Consider the following 17,742-nt stretch of genomic DNA (forward strand, 5'->3'; position numbering starts at 1 on the left):
CCTTTCTCCTTTATTGATTCGAAACTCTCGCAATTCTCCCTTGTTCAAGATAGACAAGAAGAATCGAGATATCGGCAGGATTCACACCAGAAATTCGTGAAGCTTGGGCAACAGATAAAGGACGAACTTCCTTTAATTTTTGTCTCGCTTCTGTTGCTAGACCATTTATTGCATCGTAATCAATATTTTCCGGTATTTTCTTATTTTCCATTTTCTTTAATTTTTCCACTTGTTGCAATGATTTTTCAATATATCCTTCATACTTAATTTGAATCTCAACTTGTTCCGCTACTTCCGGATCGATTTCCCCATCTGGAGGTGTAAGTTGTTTTATATGGTCATAAGACATCTCTGGACGCTTCAATAAATCCGCTGCTCTTATCCCGTCCTTCAGCTCACTTCCACCAACTGATAAAATCAAGTTTTGCGTTTCTTGATTTGGTTTAATAATAACGGACTCTAGTCTTTGTTTTTCCGCTTCAATAGCTTGTTTTTTGATTTCAAATTTTTCAAAACGCTCGTCAGAAATTAAACCGATTTTCTTACCAACCTCTGTTAAACGTAAATCAGCATTATCATGGCGTAAAAGAAGTCGATATTCTGCTCGAGATGTTAGCAATCGATAAGGCTCGTTTGTACCCTTTGTAACTAGATCATCTATTAAAACACCGATATAGGCATCTGAGCGACTTAAAATAACTTCTTCTTTTCCTAATGCTTTTTGTGCAGCGTTTATCCCAGCCATGATTCCTTGACCAGCTGCTTCCTCATAACCTGAAGTACCATTAATTTGTCCAGCTGTAAAAAGTGAACTGATTTTTTTCGTTTCAAGAGTCGGCCATAATTGAGTAGGCACAATTGCATCATACTCAATAGCATATCCGGCTCTCATCATTTGAACGTTTTCAAGACCAGGTATAGTTTTTAACATTTGCTGTTGAACATCTTCAGGTAAACTTGTTGATAATCCTTGAACATAAACCTCTTGGGTATTTCTACCTTCTGGCTCTAAAAATATTTGGTGACGAGGCTTATCATTAAACCGAACTACTTTATCCTCAATCGATGGACAATAACGTGGCCCTCTACCTTTAATCATTCCAGAATACATTGGTGAGCGGTGTAAATTGTTATCGATAATACGATGCGTTTCCTCACTTGTATATGTTAACCAGCATGGTAATTGGTCAGTAATAAATTTTGTTGTTTCATAAGAAAACGAGCGAGGTACTTCATCTCCTGGTTGAATTTCTGTTTTACTATAGTCGATTGAGTCACTATTAACACGTGGTGGAGTACCTGTTTTAAAACGTACTAAATCAAAGCCAAGCTCTTCCAAATGCTCTGAAAGCTTAATTGAAGGCTGTTGATTATTTGGCCCACTTGAATATTTAAGCTCACCTAATATAATTTCTCCTCTTAGGAAAGTTCCTGTTGTTAAAACAACTGACTTCGCAAAATACTCTGCTCCAGTTTGTGTTACGATCCCTTTACAAACTCCGTCCTCTACGATTAAATGATCGACCATTCCTTGAATTAATGTTAGGTTTTCTTGTTTTTCTAATGTTTTTTTCATTTCATGCTGATACGCAAATTTATCTGCTTGTGCACGTAAAGCACGTACTGCAGGTCCTTTTCCTGTATTCAGCATTCTCATTTGAATATGGGTTTTATCGATATTTTTACCCATTTCTCCACCTAATGCATCTATTTCACGAACAACAATCCCTTTTGCAGGTCCACCTACAGATGGATTACAAGGCATAAATGCTACCATGTCTAAATTGATTGTAATCACTAATGTTTTAGCACCAATTCTTGCAGAAGCAAGCCCTGCTTCACAGCCTGCATGTCCTGCTCCTACAACAATTACATCAAAATCACCGGCATGATATGTCATATATTACCCCTCCTTTTTTTGTTTATCTTAAAATTTTATCTATCAATGATATATTGATTCTTACTTTCCAAGGCAGAATTGAGAAAATAGTTGATCAATTAAGCTTTCATGCACAGCATCACCAATGATTTCACCTAATTGCTCCCAACAACGAGTCAAATCGATTTGAACAATATCAATTGGAACTCCCGCTTCAATACCTGTTAACGCATCATTAATCGATGTTTGTGCAGCAGTTAATAAGGCAATATGTCGAGAATTTGAAACATATGTTAAATCACTACTTTGTACATTTCCTTCGAAAAATAATGTACCAATTGCATCCTCGAGTTCGTCAATCCCTTTTTCCTCTAATAAAGATGTAGTCACAACTGGTCTACCAGCTGCAAGCTCTTTCACCTTTTCAAGATCAATTCTTCTTTCAAGGTCTGTTTTATTTATAATAATAATCGTATCCATTCCTTTGACTGCTTCAAAAAGCTGAAGATCTTCTTCAGTTAGTTCCTCATGATAATTTAATACATGTAAGATAAGGTCTGCTTCCTTTAGCACCTTTCTAGATCTTTCAACACCTATCCGTTCTACTATATCTTCAGTTTCACGGATACCCGCCGTATCAACTAATCGAAGTGGAACTCCACGAACATTTACGTATTCTTCAATTACATCCCTAGTCGTCCCTGGTATATCTGTTACGATCGCTTTATTTTCATGAACTAAACTATTAAGTAACGAGGATTTACCTACATTAGGTCTTCCAATAATTACAGTTGATAAGCCTTCTCGTAATATTTTGCCCTGTTGGGATGTTTGTAATAATTTATTTATTTCATTTTTAACGAAGGTAGCTTTTTCAATTAGCATGTGATGTGTCATTTCTTCAACATCATCATATTCAGGATAATCAATATTCACTTCAACATGTGCTAACGTTTCTAAAATTTCCTGTCTTAATTTTTGAATTAATTTTGATAATCTACCTTCCATTTGTCCCAATGCTACATTCATTGCCCGGTCAGTTTTTGCTCGAATTAAGTCCATAACAGCTTCGGCCTGAGATAAATCGATACGTCCATTTAAAAAAGCCCGTTTTGTAAATTCACCGGGTTCCGCCAATCGAGCACCGTTTTTTACGACTAGCTGCAATACACGATTTACAGTCACTAGTCCTCCATGACAATTAATTTCTACAACATTTTCTCTCGTAAATGTCTTTGGCCCTCTCATTAAAGAAACCATTACTTCCTCAACAATCTCTCCAGTATCCGGATCGATTATGTGACCGTAATGAATGGTATGGGAGTCAACTTCAATAAGCCGCTTGCTTTTCGGCGACTTAAATATTTTATCTGCAATTTTGATTGCTTCCTCACCACTCAATCTAACAATTGCAATTGCTCCCTCTCCCATGGGAGTTGAGATTGCTGCTATTGTATCTAATTCCATTGCTACGATCACCTCTCTATTACCTATTACTTATATACAAACTGATTCATTCTGTTTAGCCAAAAATTTAAGATAGCATAATTTCTCTTTATTTAAAAGAAAAATGATCATCAGTTATCCACAACCAAGTTCCCGTTTCAATATTCCTTTTTCTATTTTAACTTATCCACATGTTAATAACAATATTTGCTCACTAGTAAATAACGATGCAATTTTTTCAAACGGATAAAGACATATGTTCAATATATTTATCTTTGTAATTTGGAGACAAAAAAAAACCAACCCGTTAAATCGAGTCGGTTTTTTTTGTCGGTTTAATGACTAAGTAACGATTAGGCTCTTCACCAACTGAAGCTGTTTTTACTTCTTTCATATCAGATAGTGCAGCATGAATAATTTTCCGCTCATAAGACGGCATGGGTTCCAAGGAAACTTCCTTCGATGTTTTAATAACTTGTTTTGCAATACGTATCGCTAGCTGTATCAGTGTTGCTTTTCTTTTTTCTCGGTAATTTTCAGCATCAACAGTAATATGAAGATGTTGTTTCGTATATCGATTAGCAACAAGCTGTGCCAAATATTGTAAAGAATTCAGCGTTTGTCCTCTTTTTCCAATTAAGACAGCCATTTTTTCCCCTGATAGATGGAAGGTAATATTTTTACCAGACTGTTGTTTGGAGATTTTCGCGTCAATCCCCATTTTTCGAATAACATTCGTAAGGAAATTTTCTGCTTCTTTTACTGGATCTTTGTTTAGCTTTACGAATACCTCTGCCTGTTTTTTACCAAAAACACCTAAAAATCCCTTTTTACCCTCTTCAATAACATCAATCGTTACTTCTTCTTTCGTTGCCTTTAACTCTCTCAATGCCTTCTCTACTGCTTCATTGACGGTCAGTCCGGTAGCAGTTACCTCTCTCACTTCTTGCGACCCCCGTCTTTTGACTCTTTCAAATCTGGTCCTTTAATAAAATATGTCTGAACGATCATAAACAAGTTACCTACAACCCAGTAAAGTGAAAGTGCAGCTGGGAAGCTAATAGCAAACACAATAATCATAATTGGCATAATCCAAAGCATCATCGCCATTTGTGGATTTTGATTTGCTTGTCCTGCCATCATCATCTTTTGTTGAATAAATGTTGTCAAGCCTGCAATAAGTGGAAGAATAAAGTATGGATCTTTTTCCCCTAAATCGAACCAAAGGAAATTATGCTCAGCAATTTCTCTCGTCCGCATAATTGCATGATAAAAACCAATTAAGATTGGCATTTGGATAATTAACGGGAAACATCCAGCTAATGGGTTCACTCCATGCTTTTGGAATAAAGCCATTGTTTCCTGCTGTAATTTCTGTTGGGTCTGTTGATCTTTTGAACTATATTTTTCTCGTAACTTTTGCATTTCTGGCTGAATTGCTTGCATTGCTTTAGAGCTTCTCATTTGTTTAATCATTAAAGGTAAAATCGCTAAACGAATAATAATTGTTACTAAAACAATTGCAATCCCATAATTGTTACCGGTTATTTCTGCAAAGTATGTAATGACTTGTGATAAAGGATATACGATATACGAATTCCAGAACCCTTCACTTTCAGAAGTTATCGGTTCATTTACCTCAGTACAGCCTGATAATAGGGTTAAAACACCTACTAACCCCAAGATTAAAAGTAAGCGCCTCTTCAAACCTTTTTTCCTCCTAACCAATTAATAGATACAAGTACGTAAAAAGAAAGAAAAAGTTTCACATATTTTATATATTATCACTTTTTTACTCTCTATCTATATTTTCAACTAGTTTTTTTATTCATTAACTTTCGACCGATACATTTTTCCTTTTCGAAATAAGTGATGTAAGCTGCTTTTCACCTCATGGTATCCCATATCAGCGACTGGTTTCCTTGCAATAATAATATATTCTCTACCACCAGCAATTCTATCTTTATCTTCTAAAAAAACTTGGCGTATCAATCGTTTTATTCGATTTCTCGTTACAGCGTTACCAATTTTTTTACTTACAGAAAGCCCAATTCGAAATTCTTTTTGTTCAGGCTTCTGTAACATATATATAACAAATTGCCTATTTGCTATAGATTTCCCTCTTTTAAATACTGTTTGAAAATCTTCATTTTTTTTAATACGGTACTTCTTTCTCATTTGGTTCACTCCGGTATGTTCCGCTTTCTAAATTTAAGGCAGAATTCTCACCATCATTATTTCTGAATGTACGTCGATTTAAACAACTCTTCTTATATATCAATTAATTACTTATTGGAAATTTAATAATTGATATTTCGCTTTCCAGTAAAAACTCTACTTTTTCTTATCCGTTAAACTTTGTTGTTGATTTCCACTGCATCCATTCGCTTTCTGCGGGCAGTCCGGGATCCTCCTCGACGCAAGCGCCTGTGGAATCTCCATTTGACAGGATTTTTCAGAAGGATCCTCATGCCCTCCGCTCCAATCAACAAAGTGCTTATAAATCAACAATTATCTTTAACATAGCTATTGAAAAAAAAGACCACTGATTTTTCAGTGGCCTATGCTGATAATACTTTTCTTCCTCTGCGACGACGGCGAGCAAGAACTTTACGTCCATTAGCTGTGCTCATACGGCTACGGAAACCATGAACTTTACTACGTTTACGTTTATTTGGTTGATAAGTACGTTTCATATATGACACCTCCCTGAGGAATAACAATTAAAGACAGTCTTATTAATTATAGTGATCAACTAGTGAAATTGTCAACCTTTGTTATTAGGAGTGTACAAAATACAAGCAACCCTCTTATCATTTGACACTGTGGATAATATTTCGACACATTTCTTTTCTATCCACATTACTTATCGACAAGTTTTTCACAACTTTATTAATTGTGGACAAATTATTTTAACAATAGATTAGTTATGTGGATAAGTTTTCGAAAATCGTTGCATCTCTAAATTTATTTTGATATTATATTTGTGTTTTCACTCTTAATATCTTATGTGGATATTTCCTTTATCCACAATTTGTGGATAACATGTGGAAAAGTTATAAACACCTTGTGTAAGTAGTTGTCCACAAAACTATATTTTTGTCGAAAAGACGCTTTTCTACTATATTATATGTTTGTACACATTTTTCGCAATTGTATGTTTATACATTTATATACTAACCTTGTACAAATGTTATACAAAACAAGCAGGGCACTTGGGTAAAGGAGGGACAAGACACTAAATGGAGAATATTTCCGAACTTTGGAGTAAGGCTCTTGATGAGATTGAAAAGAAAATAAGTAAGCCGAGCTTTGAAACGTGGTTAAAATCTACTACCGCACATAGCATTAAAGGCGATACTCTCACAATTACAGCCCCTAATGAGTTTGCTCGTGACTGGTTAGAATCAAGATACTTACACTTAATCGTTGATACCATTTATCAATTAACAGGAGAGGAATTTTCAGTAAAGGTTATTATTCCCCAAAATCAAAAGGATAATGACTTTGTTCCTAATTCTCCTATAAAACAAATCAATTCTCACGACGATGAACAAATTGAATTGCCTCAAAGTATGCTTAATCCAAAATATACTTTTGATACATTCGTTATCGGTTCCGGTAATAGATTTGCACATGCAGCATCGTTAGCAGTCGCGGAAGCACCAGCTAAAGCCTATAATCCATTGTTTATTTATGGGGGAGTTGGACTAGGCAAAACCCACTTAATGCATGCAATTGGACATTATGTCATTAATCATAATCCTTCTGCAAAAGTTGTTTATTTATCCTCCGAAAAGTTCACGAATGAATTTATTAATTCAATTCGTGATAATAAGGCCGTAGACTTTAGAAATAAATATCGTAGTGTTGACGTTCTCCTTATTGATGATATTCAGTTTCTTGCTGGAAAAGAATCAACACAAGAGGAATTTTTCCATACGTTTAATACGTTGCATGAAGAGAGCAAGCAAATTGTCATTTCCAGTGACCGCCCTCCTAAAGAAATTCCAACGTTAGAGGATCGGCTTCGCTCACGGTTCGAATGGGGATTAATTACAGATATTACTCCACCAGATTTAGAAACAAGAATTGCAATTCTACGAAAAAAGGCTAAAGCTGAAGGCCTAGATATACCAAATGAAGTCATGCTTTATATTGCCAATCAAATAGATTCGAATATTAGGGAACTAGAAGGAGCATTAATAAGAGTAGTCGCCTATTCTTCATTAATAAATAAAGATATTAATGCTGATTTAGCTGCAGAAGCTTTAAAAGATATTATTCCGAATGCTAAGCCTAAAATTATTTCAATAAGCGATATCCAACGCATTGTTGGACAGGAGTTTCAAGTTAAATTAGAGGATTTTAAGGCTAAAAAGCGAACAAAATCTGTTGCATTTCCTAGACAAATTGCTATGTATTTATCTAGGGAATTAACAGATTCATCTCTTCCTAAAATTGGGGAGGAGTTCGGTGGTCGTGATCATACGACAGTTATCCATGCCCATGAAAAAATTTCAAAAATGCTTCAAACTGACGAACAATTACAAAGGCAACTTAAAGAGATTACAAGCCTATTAAAGGGAAACTAGTCTATCTTTAGCTTGAAGAGTTCGAAATCTTTTATGTTAAACTTAGAATAATGTGAATAACAAAGAGAGATATATACACAGTCTGTCCACATGTGGATAGACTGTGTTTCCGTTCGTTCGCTTAGTTATCCACATGTTAACAGTCCCTACTAGTACTTCTATTATATTTTTAAATAAAATAAATATACCAATTAAATCTCAAAAAGTAGGAGGATGTATGATGAAATTCGTGATACACAGAGATAAATTAGTTCAAAGTGTACAGGATGTTATGAAAGCTGTATCTTCAAGAACTACTATTCCAATTTTGACTGGGATTAAAATCGTTGCACATTCTGAAGGAGTTACCTTAACAGGAAGTGATTCAGATGTTTCGATTGAATCATTTATTCCTACTGAGGAAGATGGAAACGAAATAGTAGAAATCATTCAAACAGGAAGTATAGTATTACAAGCTAGATTTTTCAGTGAAATTGTAAAGAAACTCCCTATGGATCTTGTAGAAATTGAAGTTGGAAACCATCATTCAACAATTATTCGTTCTGGAAAAGCAGAATTTAGCTTAATAGGTTTAGATGCTGAAGAGTATCCACTTTTACCACAAATTGAAGAGGAGAATCTTTTCAAAATTCCTACAGACTTATTAAAAACAATGATTCGTCAAACAGTTTTTGCTGTTTCAACATCAGAAACTAGACCGATTTTAACCGGTGTAAATTGGAAGTTGGAAAATAATGAGCTAATCTGTATCGCAACTGATAGCCATAGATTAGCTTTGAGAAAAGCTCCAATTACTGCCGAAAATCAAAGCTCCTATAATGTCGTAATACCAGGAAAAAGCCTTAATGAATTAAGCAAAATTCTTGATGATACGAATGAATTAATTGAGATTGTTATTACAGAAAACCAAGTATTATTTAAAGCGAAAAATTTACTTTTCTTCTCAAGATTATTGGACGGAAATTATCCTGATACATCTCGATTAATCCCAAATGAAAGTAAAACAAATATGACAATTAATTCAAAAGATTTTTTACAAGCGATTGATCGTGCATCATTATTAGCTAAAGAAGCTCGTAACAATGTTGTTAAACTTTCAACATTATCTGGTGGAACTGTAGAAATATCATCGAATTCACCAGAAATTGGTAAAGTAAGCGAGGAAATTCAAACAGCAGATATTACTGGAGAAGAATTAAAAATCTCCTTTAGTGCAAAATATGTGATGGATGCATTAAAAGCATTAGAAGGAACTGAAATAAATGTTAACTTTACAGGAGCAATGAGACCATTTGTTATCCGCGCAACAAATGATGATTCAATTTTACAACTTATTTTACCTGTAAGAACATATTAGGAACGATTAGAAAAGTGACTGATTCATTTCAGTCCTTTTTCTTTATTGCGAACATTAAATTAAGCAAAAAGTCCTAACTTACACACTAGTGTCGTTTAGATTGTCTGTCTGGAATGGACAGTATCGAGAGAAAATAGGTGGATTGTACATTTGTGCAGTTTTTTAGTATTATTAATAGTTAGTGACTTCTAACGAAGGGTGGTTACCATGGCGAAACCAGTTAAAATTGATGATGAATATATAACATTAGGGCAATTTTTAAAACTAGCAGATGTCATACAATCAGGTGGAATGGCTAAATGGTTTTTAGGTGAATATGAAATTTTTGTAAATAATGAGCCTGAGAATCGTCGTGGTAAAAAATTAAGAGATGGAGACATCATTTACATTCCAGATTTTGGCACATATATTGTGAAAAATTAAAGTTGGTGCACAAAAATTGTTTATAAAAGAATTAACACTAAAAAATTATCGGAATTATGATGATTTATCGATAGAGTTTGAAAATAAAGTAAATGTTATCCTTGGTGAAAATGCTCAAGGAAAAACAAATGTTATGGAATCAATTTTTGTACTTGCTATGGCGAAGTCACATCGTACATCAAATGACAAAGAATTAATTCGTTGGGACAAAGAATATGCTAAAATAGAAGGTAGTGTGGAGAAATACAATCATTCAACTGACCTTCAATTAGTCATTGCCAAAAAGGGCAAAAAGGCAAAATTGAACTTTATTGAACAAGAGCGGTTAAGCCAGTATGTAGGGGCAATGAATGTGATTATGTTTGCACCAGAGGACTTAAACTTGGTCAAGGGTAGTCCGCAAGTAAGAAGAAGATTTATTGATATGGAAATCGGGCAAGTATCGTCGATATATCTTCATGATTTGAGTCGTTACCAAAAAATTATGCAGCAAAGAAACAATTATCTGAAAATGCTGCAAATGAAAAAGCAAACTGATCAAACGATGCTTGAAGTGCTAACTGCTCAACTTAGTGAAGCTGCTGCGAAGATCATTAACAGAAGATTAAAGTTTATTCATGAATTACAAAAGTGGGCTCAGCCAATTCATTCAGGAATTAGCAGAGGCTTAGAATCATTAACAATTAAATATAAAGCTTCTGTTGATGTATCAGAAGATCATGATTTGACAAAAATGATAAAAGTATTTGAGGAGAAATTTTCCAAAATAAAAGAGAAAGAAATTGAACGAGGAGCAACACTTGCTGGGCCACATAGAGATGACCTGCTTTTTTATGTTAATGACCATGATGTGCAAACATATGGATCGCAAGGACAGCAAAGGACAACTGCATTATCATTGAAATTAGCTGAAATTGATTTAATTCATCAAGAGATTGGAGAATACCCGATTCTTCTACTCGATGATGTATTATCAGAACTTGATGACTTCAGACAATCTCACTTGCTAAATACTATTCAAGGCAAAGTCCAAACCTTTGTAACGACGACAAGCGTCGAAGGCATTGACCATCAAACATTAAAAGAAGCTGCGACGTTCCACGTTGAGGCTGGAAAACTTTCAGTCGAAAAAAGAGGTGATTAACTTGTATATTCATCTTGGTGACAACTATGTTGTCCCATCTAAGGAAGTAGTCATGATATTGGATCGTCAATCCTCTCAAGCTTCAACTATTGTTACAGAGTTCTACGAGAAACAGAAAGCAAAAATTGTAAAGCTTACGAACGGAAAAGCGAAATCAATTATTGTAACAATAGATAAAATTTATTTTTCCCCATTGTCATCAAGTACATTAAAAAAACGAGCACAACATGCTTTTGATATAAATTAATTATGTGAAGAGTTAGCTAAATGCTAAGCTCTAGGAAAAGTGTAGGTGAATGAATATGGCGATTGAAGAAAATCAGGCCCAACAAGCCTATGATGAAAGTCAGATTCAAGTACTAGAAGGTTTAGAAGCAGTACGGAAACGTCCTGGTATGTATATTGGTTCTACTAGTGGAAAAGGGCTTCATCACCTTGTATGGGAAATTGTCGATAACAGTATTGATGAAGCGTTAGCGGGATTTTGTGATGAAATCAATGTAGTAATAGAAGAAGATAACAGCATTACAGTAAAGGATAACGGCCGAGGAATCCCAGTAGGAATTCATGAAAAAATGGGTCGTCCAGCGGTTGAAGTTATAATGACCGTACTGCATGCTGGAGGGAAATTCGGTGGTGGAGGTTACAAGGTTTCTGGTGGTTTGCATGGTGTTGGTGCATCTGTCGTAAATGCTCTATCAACAGAATTAACTGTTACAGTTCACCGTGAAGGGAAAATCCATTTTCAAAAGTTTGAAAGAGGTGTCCCTGCTGCTGATTTAGAAGTAATTGGAGAAACGGATATTACAGGAACAATTACACACTTTAAGCCAGATCCCGAAATTTTTACTGAAACAACTACCTATGATTATGAAACTCTTGCGACACGAATTAGAGAGCTAGCTTTCTTAAACCGTGGTTTAAAAATAACGATTGAAGATAAGCGGGAACCTAAACGTCGCGATGAATTCCATTATGAGGGTGGAATTAAATCATATGTAGAACATTTGAATCGAACTCGTGAAGTGATTCATGATGAGCCTGTTTATATTGAGGGAGAAAAGGATGGAATTACGGCTGAAGTAGCGATTCAGTATAATGATAGCTACACAAGTAATATATATTCTTTCGCTAACAATATTCATACGTATGAAGGTGGGACTCACGAATCAGGTTTTAAAACAGCTTTGACCCGTGTTATTAATGATTATGCAAGAAAAAATAAAATCTTCAAAGAAAGTGATGATAATCTTTCCGGTGAGGATGTACGTGAAGGGATTACCGCAATTATTTCCGTTAAGCATCCTGATCCGCAATTTGAAGGGCAAACAAAGACGAAGTTAGGGAACTCAGAGGTTCGTGCTGTAACAGACTCAATCTTTTCAGAAGCGTTTGATAAATTTTTATTAGAGAATCCTTCGACTGCAAAGAAAATTGTCGAAAAGGGACTCATGGCAGCTAGAGCACGATTAGCAGCTAAAAAGGCCCGTGAATTAACGAGAAGGAAGAGTGCATTAGAAATCTCTAATTTACCTGGTAAACTTGCAGATTGCTCTTCAAGAGACCCAAAAATAAGTGAGCTGTATATCGTTGAGGGTGATTCTGCGGGTGGTTCTGCAAAGCAAGGAAGAGATAGACATTTCCAAGCGATATTACCTTTAAGAGGTAAAATTTTAAACGTTGAAAAGGCAAGACTTGATCGAATTCTTTCTAACAATGAAATAAGATCGATTATCACTGCGTTAGGAACAGGGATTGGTGAAGATTTTGATCTTTCAAAAGCTCGTTATCACAAAATTGTGATCATGACCGATGCTGACGTCGATGGTGCACATATTCGGACATTGCTATTGACTTTCTTTTACAGATATATGCGTAAAATTGTTGAATCAGGTTATATCTATATTGCACAGCCGCCACTATATAAAATTCAGCAAGGTAAACGTATTGAATATGCGTATAATGATAAGCAATTGGAAACTTACTTAGCTGAGATGCCTGAGCAGCCTAAACCTGGTATTCAACGTTATAAAGGTTTAGGAGAAATGAACCCAGGACAGCTTTGGGAAACGACGATGGCACCTGAGACAAGAACATTGCTTCAAGTTACGTTAGAAGATGCAATTGATGCAGATGAAATATTTGATACATTAATGGGTGATAAAGTAGAGCCGCGTCGAAACTTTATTGAAGAAAATGCACAATATGTTAAAAATTTAGATATTTAAGGAATGCACCTCATTTTACGGTGAGGTGTTTTCTTATAGTAGGCTGTTTAGTGTGACATAATGTTAGACTAGCCTGGCTTACAGTGAAATATACAAGGAAATTAATGTGTAATCTTGATCTGTTATTGATATAATGAAGGGTAGACTGTTATTTTGAAAAATTGTACGGCTACCTCTTATATTAATTTAAGTATATGACAAAGATGGATTAAACACTCGTGCATTTCAATTTAATTGGGTATGTAGAATCTATTTAGAATGAAAATAAATCACTCCCAATTTAAATGTGAATGACTAAGGGAGGTTATCTTAGTATGTCGGAAAATGAAAAGTCACATGTAATTGAAAGAAATATTAGTAGTGAAATGCGTGAATCATTTTTAGGGTATGCAATGAGTGTTATTGTATCTCGTGCATTACCTGATGTTCGTGATGGTTTAAAGCCAGTTCATCGCCGTATTCTTTATGCGATGAATGATTTAGGTATGACCTCTGATAAACCATTTAAAAAATCCGCGCGTATTGTTGGAGAAGTAATCGGTAAGTATCACCCACACGGTGATTCTGCTGTTTATGAAACAATGGTTCGGATGGCTCAAGACTTTAACTTTCGTTATATGCTAGTGGATGGTCACGGGAATTTTGGGTCTGTTGATGGAGATTCTGCAGCTGCAATGCGTTATACAGAGGCAAGAATGTCGAAAATTTCAATGGAATTAGTCCGTGACATTAATAAGGATACAATCGACTATCAAGATAACTATGATGGATCAGAAAGAGAGCCAGCTGTTCTACCAGCGAGATTCCCTAATTTACTTGTTAATGGAGCGACTGGTATCGCTGTTGGTATGGCGACGAATATCCCACCACATCAGCTTGGTGAGGTTATTGATGCCGTTCTAGCGATTAGTAAAGAGCCTGATATGACTATACCAGAATTAATGGAAATCATCCCTGGACCAGATTTTCCTACTGCAGGTCAAATTATTGGAAGAAGTGGCATTCGCAAGGCATATGAAACGGGTCGTGGCTCAATCACTCTTCGTGCTAAGGTGGAAATTGAAGAGAAAGCATCTGGCAAGCAGGTTATTATAGTTAAAGAAATTCCTTATCAAGTAAATAAAGCAAAACTAGTTGAAAAAATTGCTGAGCTTGTACGTGATAAAAAAATCGACGGAATAACAGATTTACGAGATGAATCAGACCGTGACGGTATGCGTATTGTAATTGAAGTGAGAAAAGATGCAAACGCGAATGTTTTATTAAATAATTTATATAAACAAACAGCATTACAAACTAGCTTTGGTATTAATATGCTAGCGTTAGTGGATGGTCATCCGAAAGTTTTAAATATAAAACAAATGCTATCCCATTATCTAGATCACCAAAAGGTTGTTATTAAGCGAAGAACAGCATTTGAATTAAGAAAAGCAGAAGCACGCGCACATATTTTAGAAGGGTTAAGAATAGCTCTCGACCATTTAGATGCAGTTATCTCGCTTATTCGTAATTCACAAACAACTGAAATTGCTAAAAATGGATTAATGGAACAATTCTCTCTAAGCGAAAAACAAGCGCAAGCAATTTTAGATATGCGTTTACAAAGACTAACAGGTTTAGAACGTGAAAAGATTGAAGAAGAGTACCAATCACTTGTTAAGTTAATTGCTGAATTAAAGGCAATTTTAGCTGATGAAGAGAAAGTTTTAGAAATCATCCGTGAAGAACTTACTGAAGTAAAAGAACGTTTTAATGATAAACGACGTACTGAAATTGTAGCTGGCGGACTTGAAAATATAGAAGATGAGGATTTAATCCCTGTAGAAAATGTTGTTATTACATTAACACATAATGGCTATATTAAACGTCTTCCAGTTTCAACTTATCGTAGTCAGAAACGTGGAGGTAGAGGGGTTCAAGGAATGGGAACAAATGAAGATGATTTTGTTGAACATTTACTTACAACCTCTACACATGATACGCTGCTATTCTTTACGAATAAAGGGAAGGTGTATCGGGCAAAGGGATATGAAATTCCTGAATTTAGTAGAACTGCAAAAGGACTACCGATTATTAATCTTCTAAGTGTTGATAAAGGTGAATGGGTAAATGCGATAATTCCAGTGTCTGAGTTTGTTGATGATTGGTTCTTATTCTTTACAACAAAAGAAGGAATTTCTAAACGCTCTCCTTTATCTCAATTTGCACATATTCGAAATAATGGGTTAATAGCTGTAAATCTACGTGAAGAAGATGAGCTTATCTCTGTTAAGCTAACTGATGGTACAAAAGATATTATTATCGGTACTAAAAACGGTATGCTTATCCGTTTCCCTGAAACTGATGTCCGTTCAATGGGACGTACTGCTACAGGTGTAAAAGGTATCTCTCTTGATGAAGAAGATGAGGTTGTGGGAATGGAAATACTTGAAGATGGTGTAGATGTCCTCATTGTTACAAGCAATGGATACGGTAAAAGAACGCCTTCTCAAGAGTATAGAGTTCAAAGTCGTGGCGGAAAAGGCTTAAAAACATGTAATATTACAGATAAAAACGGCCATGTCGTTTCTGTTAAAGCAGCAACCGGTGAAGAAGATTTAATGCTGATTACAGCAAGTGGTATAATCATTCGTATGGATGTTGATTCAATTTCAACTATGGGGCGAAACACACAAGGTGTTAAACTTATTCGCTTAGATGATAATGTCTCTGTTTCAACAGTAGCATTGGTAGAAAAAGAAGAAGAAGAAACTGAAACAGAAGACACAAATGAAAATACAACTGAAGGTACAACAGAAAATACAGAAGAGTAAATAAAATCGTTATTTCCTTTTGTTAAGCTGGTGGGAGCATAAACCCACCAGCTTTTTTTATGTAAGGTGATACCATACAACGTATGACATAAGAACTAAAAAACTTTCGAATAGCAAATGAAATGAAAGAAACCACTTTAAAAAATAGACACATTTTCCTAGTGAATCTATAATGTAAGTAGGAGGTGGAGAATTTGAAAATTCGCGTAAACCAATTAATTGAAGGAAGTATTTTAGCTGATGATGTTCTTTCGGCAACTAATAAGACTTTAATCCTAAAAAATACAGTTGTTACAAATCATATTATTGACGTTTTAAATGCATTTTTAATAAATGAAGTCGAAATTCAAGATGAACAAGTAAATGGTCAAGAAGTGAAGGCTGAAGGAGAAGCAAAAATACATATTGATAGAAAAGAGATGGGTGTAAAAATAGAGCAGTCCTTTTATAAACAGTATATAAGTGCTGTAAACTCATATAAGCAACTATATATAGGATGGCAGTCAGGTAGTCAAATGGATATTTCAAAGGTGAGGCACATCATTTTACCTTTAATAGAGGAATTATTAACTAATAATTTGGAGGAAACTTTTAAGCTCTATCATTATTGTAATAAAGAGGATTATCTTTTTCATCACTCTGTATCTGTTGCTTTACTAAGTGCATTCCTTGCAAAAAAATTAGGATATAAGCAAGGGGATATCAACCAAATATCGATAACTGGGTTACTTTGTGATAGTGGCATGGCTAAGGTAGATGCAAGCATAACTGCAAAAAATATTACACTGACGGAAAAAGAATATCGAGGAATTAAACAACATCCAATTTATAGTTATCAGTTATTAAAAAATGTAATGTCAATAAAAGAAGGTGTCAAAATAGGCGTTTTACAGCATCATGAAAGAATAGATGGTAGTGGTTATCCATTAGGGGTAAAAGGAGCTCAATTACATCCATATAGCAAAATTGTCGCATTGGCTGATACATATCAAGCGATGGTGTCTGTTCGACCTTATCGGAGTAAGCAATCCCCTTTTAAGGTTTTAGAGCAAATAATTCAGGATGATTTTGGACGATTTGATTTAAGTATTGTTACTGAATTAAAAAAAGGACTTCTTAAGTTTTCATCTGGAACAAAAGTGAGATTATCAAATGGACTATCAGCTGAAATTGTTTTTATTGATGAGCAGTATCCTACGAGACCGATGATTAAGATATTAGGCAAGGATGAAATAATTTCACTGAAGAATAGAACGGACCTATTTATTGAAGAAATTATTTAAAAAAATTGCTCTATCTGTATTGACTTAGAATGATAAAGTTGGTATACTTCTAAAAGTCAGCTAATCGGAGCTGATTTATAACTCTTATAAATATAAAAAAGTTATTGACAAAATTCGATAATATATGATATATTTAAGAGGTCGCTTTTGGACGACGAAAGTTCTTTGAAAACTAAACAAAACCAAGCGTGCCAACGTTAATTTCGATTAACAACAAATCGTACTATTAAGTACACAATGAGCAAGTCAAACACTTTATTGGAGAGTTTGATCCTGGCTCAGGACGAACGCTGGCGGCGTGCCTAATACATGCAAGTCGAGCGAATCTGAGGGAGCTTGCTCCCAAAGATTAGCGGCGGACGGGTGAGTAACACGTGGGTAACCTGCCTGTAAGATTGGGATAACTCCGGGAAACCGGAGCTAATACCGGATAACATATTGAACCGCATGGTTCAATATTGAAAGATGGTTTCGGCTATCACTTACAGATGGACCCGCGGCGCATTAGCTAGTTGGTGAGGTAACGGCTCACCAAGGCGACGATGCGTAGCCGACCTGAGAGGGTGATCGGCCA

Annotated in this window: 14 protein-coding genes and 1 rRNA gene; 9 read left to right on the forward strand and 6 right to left on the reverse strand. The window is 35.2% G+C overall.

The genetic code is table 11. From position 1 onward, the window contains the following. Positions 1 to 10: 10 nt before the first annotated feature. From mnmG to rpmH, 6 genes are all read right to left on the reverse strand, one after another. Positions 11 to 1,900 carry a tRNA uridine-5-carboxymethylaminomethyl(34) synthesis enzyme MnmG gene (mnmG, locus tag ACTJJ9_RS13790; protein ID WP_095302039.1) on the reverse strand — a complete coding sequence of 630 codons (1,890 nt, stop codon included), beginning with the start codon at positions 1,898 to 1,900 and terminating at the stop codon, positions 11 to 13. Between the two features lie 60 nt (positions 1,901 to 1,960). Beyond that, positions 1,961 to 3,346, reverse strand: a complete 1,386-nt coding sequence (mnmE, locus tag ACTJJ9_RS13795; RefSeq protein WP_095302038.1) for a tRNA uridine-5-carboxymethylaminomethyl(34) synthesis GTPase MnmE — start codon at positions 3,344 to 3,346, stop codon at positions 1,961 to 1,963. 286 nt (positions 3,347 to 3,632) lie between these two features. Then, the gene (jag, locus tag ACTJJ9_RS13800) at positions 3,633 to 4,268 is read right to left on the reverse strand and encodes an RNA-binding cell elongation regulator Jag/EloR (protein WP_095302037.1); all 636 of its coding nucleotides are present in this window, start codon (positions 4,266 to 4,268) and stop codon (positions 3,633 to 3,635) included. Continuing rightward, the gene (gene spoIIIJ / locus ACTJJ9_RS13805) at positions 4,265 to 5,032 is read right to left on the reverse strand and encodes a YidC family membrane integrase SpoIIIJ (RefSeq protein WP_095302036.1); all 768 of its coding nucleotides are present in this window, start codon (positions 5,030 to 5,032) and stop codon (positions 4,265 to 4,267) included. Before spoIIIJ ends, jag begins: the two co-directional genes overlap by 4 nt. Positions 5,033 to 5,149: 117 nt before the next feature. After that, on the reverse strand, positions 5,150 to 5,503 hold the full coding sequence (rnpA, locus tag ACTJJ9_RS13810; RefSeq protein WP_095302035.1) for a ribonuclease P protein component: 354 nt from the start codon (positions 5,501 to 5,503) through the stop codon (positions 5,150 to 5,152). Positions 5,504 to 5,886: 383 nt separating this feature from the next. Then, positions 5,887 to 6,021, reverse strand: a complete 135-nt coding sequence (gene rpmH / locus ACTJJ9_RS13815; RefSeq protein WP_026561635.1) for a 50S ribosomal protein L34 — start codon at positions 6,019 to 6,021, stop codon at positions 5,887 to 5,889. 546 nt (positions 6,022 to 6,567) lie between these two features. Here rpmH and dnaA point away from each other — a divergent pair. From dnaA to ACTJJ9_RS13860, 9 genes are all read left to right on the forward strand, one after another. Next, positions 6,568 to 7,920, forward strand: a complete 1,353-nt coding sequence (gene dnaA / locus ACTJJ9_RS13820) for a chromosomal replication initiator protein DnaA (protein WP_095302034.1) — start codon at positions 6,568 to 6,570, stop codon at positions 7,918 to 7,920. Between the two features lie 220 nt (positions 7,921 to 8,140). Further along, the gene (dnaN, locus tag ACTJJ9_RS13825) at positions 8,141 to 9,277 is read left to right on the forward strand and encodes a DNA polymerase III subunit beta (protein WP_095302033.1); all 1,137 of its coding nucleotides are present in this window, start codon (positions 8,141 to 8,143) and stop codon (positions 9,275 to 9,277) included. 207 nt (positions 9,278 to 9,484) lie between these two features. Further along, a complete protein-coding gene (gene yaaA / locus ACTJJ9_RS13830) occupies positions 9,485 to 9,700 on the forward strand; it encodes a S4 domain-containing protein YaaA (protein ID WP_095302032.1) in 216 nt (71 codons plus the stop codon). Between the two features lie 16 nt (positions 9,701 to 9,716). Next, on the forward strand, positions 9,717 to 10,844 hold the full coding sequence (gene recF, locus ACTJJ9_RS13835; RefSeq protein WP_095302031.1) for a DNA replication/repair protein RecF: 1,128 nt from the start codon (positions 9,717 to 9,719) through the stop codon (positions 10,842 to 10,844). Between the two features lies 1 nt (position 10,845). Next, positions 10,846 to 11,091, forward strand: coding sequence for an extracellular matrix regulator RemB (remB, locus tag ACTJJ9_RS13840; RefSeq protein ID WP_095302030.1), 246 nt, complete (start codon positions 10,846 to 10,848; stop codon positions 11,089 to 11,091). Positions 11,092 to 11,146: 55 nt separating this feature from the next. After that, positions 11,147 to 13,072, forward strand: a complete 1,926-nt coding sequence (gene gyrB / locus ACTJJ9_RS13845; RefSeq protein WP_174879145.1) for a DNA topoisomerase (ATP-hydrolyzing) subunit B — start codon at positions 11,147 to 11,149, stop codon at positions 13,070 to 13,072. Between the two features lie 314 nt (positions 13,073 to 13,386). Further along, positions 13,387 to 15,885: a DNA gyrase subunit A gene (gene gyrA / locus ACTJJ9_RS13850; RefSeq protein ID WP_145583899.1), complete on the forward strand. Its 2,499-nt coding sequence runs from the start codon at positions 13,387 to 13,389 to the stop codon at positions 15,883 to 15,885. A gap of 194 nt (positions 15,886 to 16,079) precedes the next feature. After that, positions 16,080 to 17,168: an HD-GYP domain-containing protein gene (locus ACTJJ9_RS13855; RefSeq protein ID WP_145583897.1), complete on the forward strand. Its 1,089-nt coding sequence runs from the start codon at positions 16,080 to 16,082 to the stop codon at positions 17,166 to 17,168. Between the two features lie 255 nt (positions 17,169 to 17,423). Next, a 16S ribosomal RNA gene (locus tag ACTJJ9_RS13860) occupies positions 17,424 to 17,742 on the forward strand; the annotation flags it as partial.

Source organism: Metabacillus sp. 22489 (assembly GCF_052044855.1).
Taxonomy (GTDB): domain Bacteria; phylum Bacillota; class Bacilli; order Bacillales; family Bacillaceae; genus Metabacillus; species Metabacillus niabensis.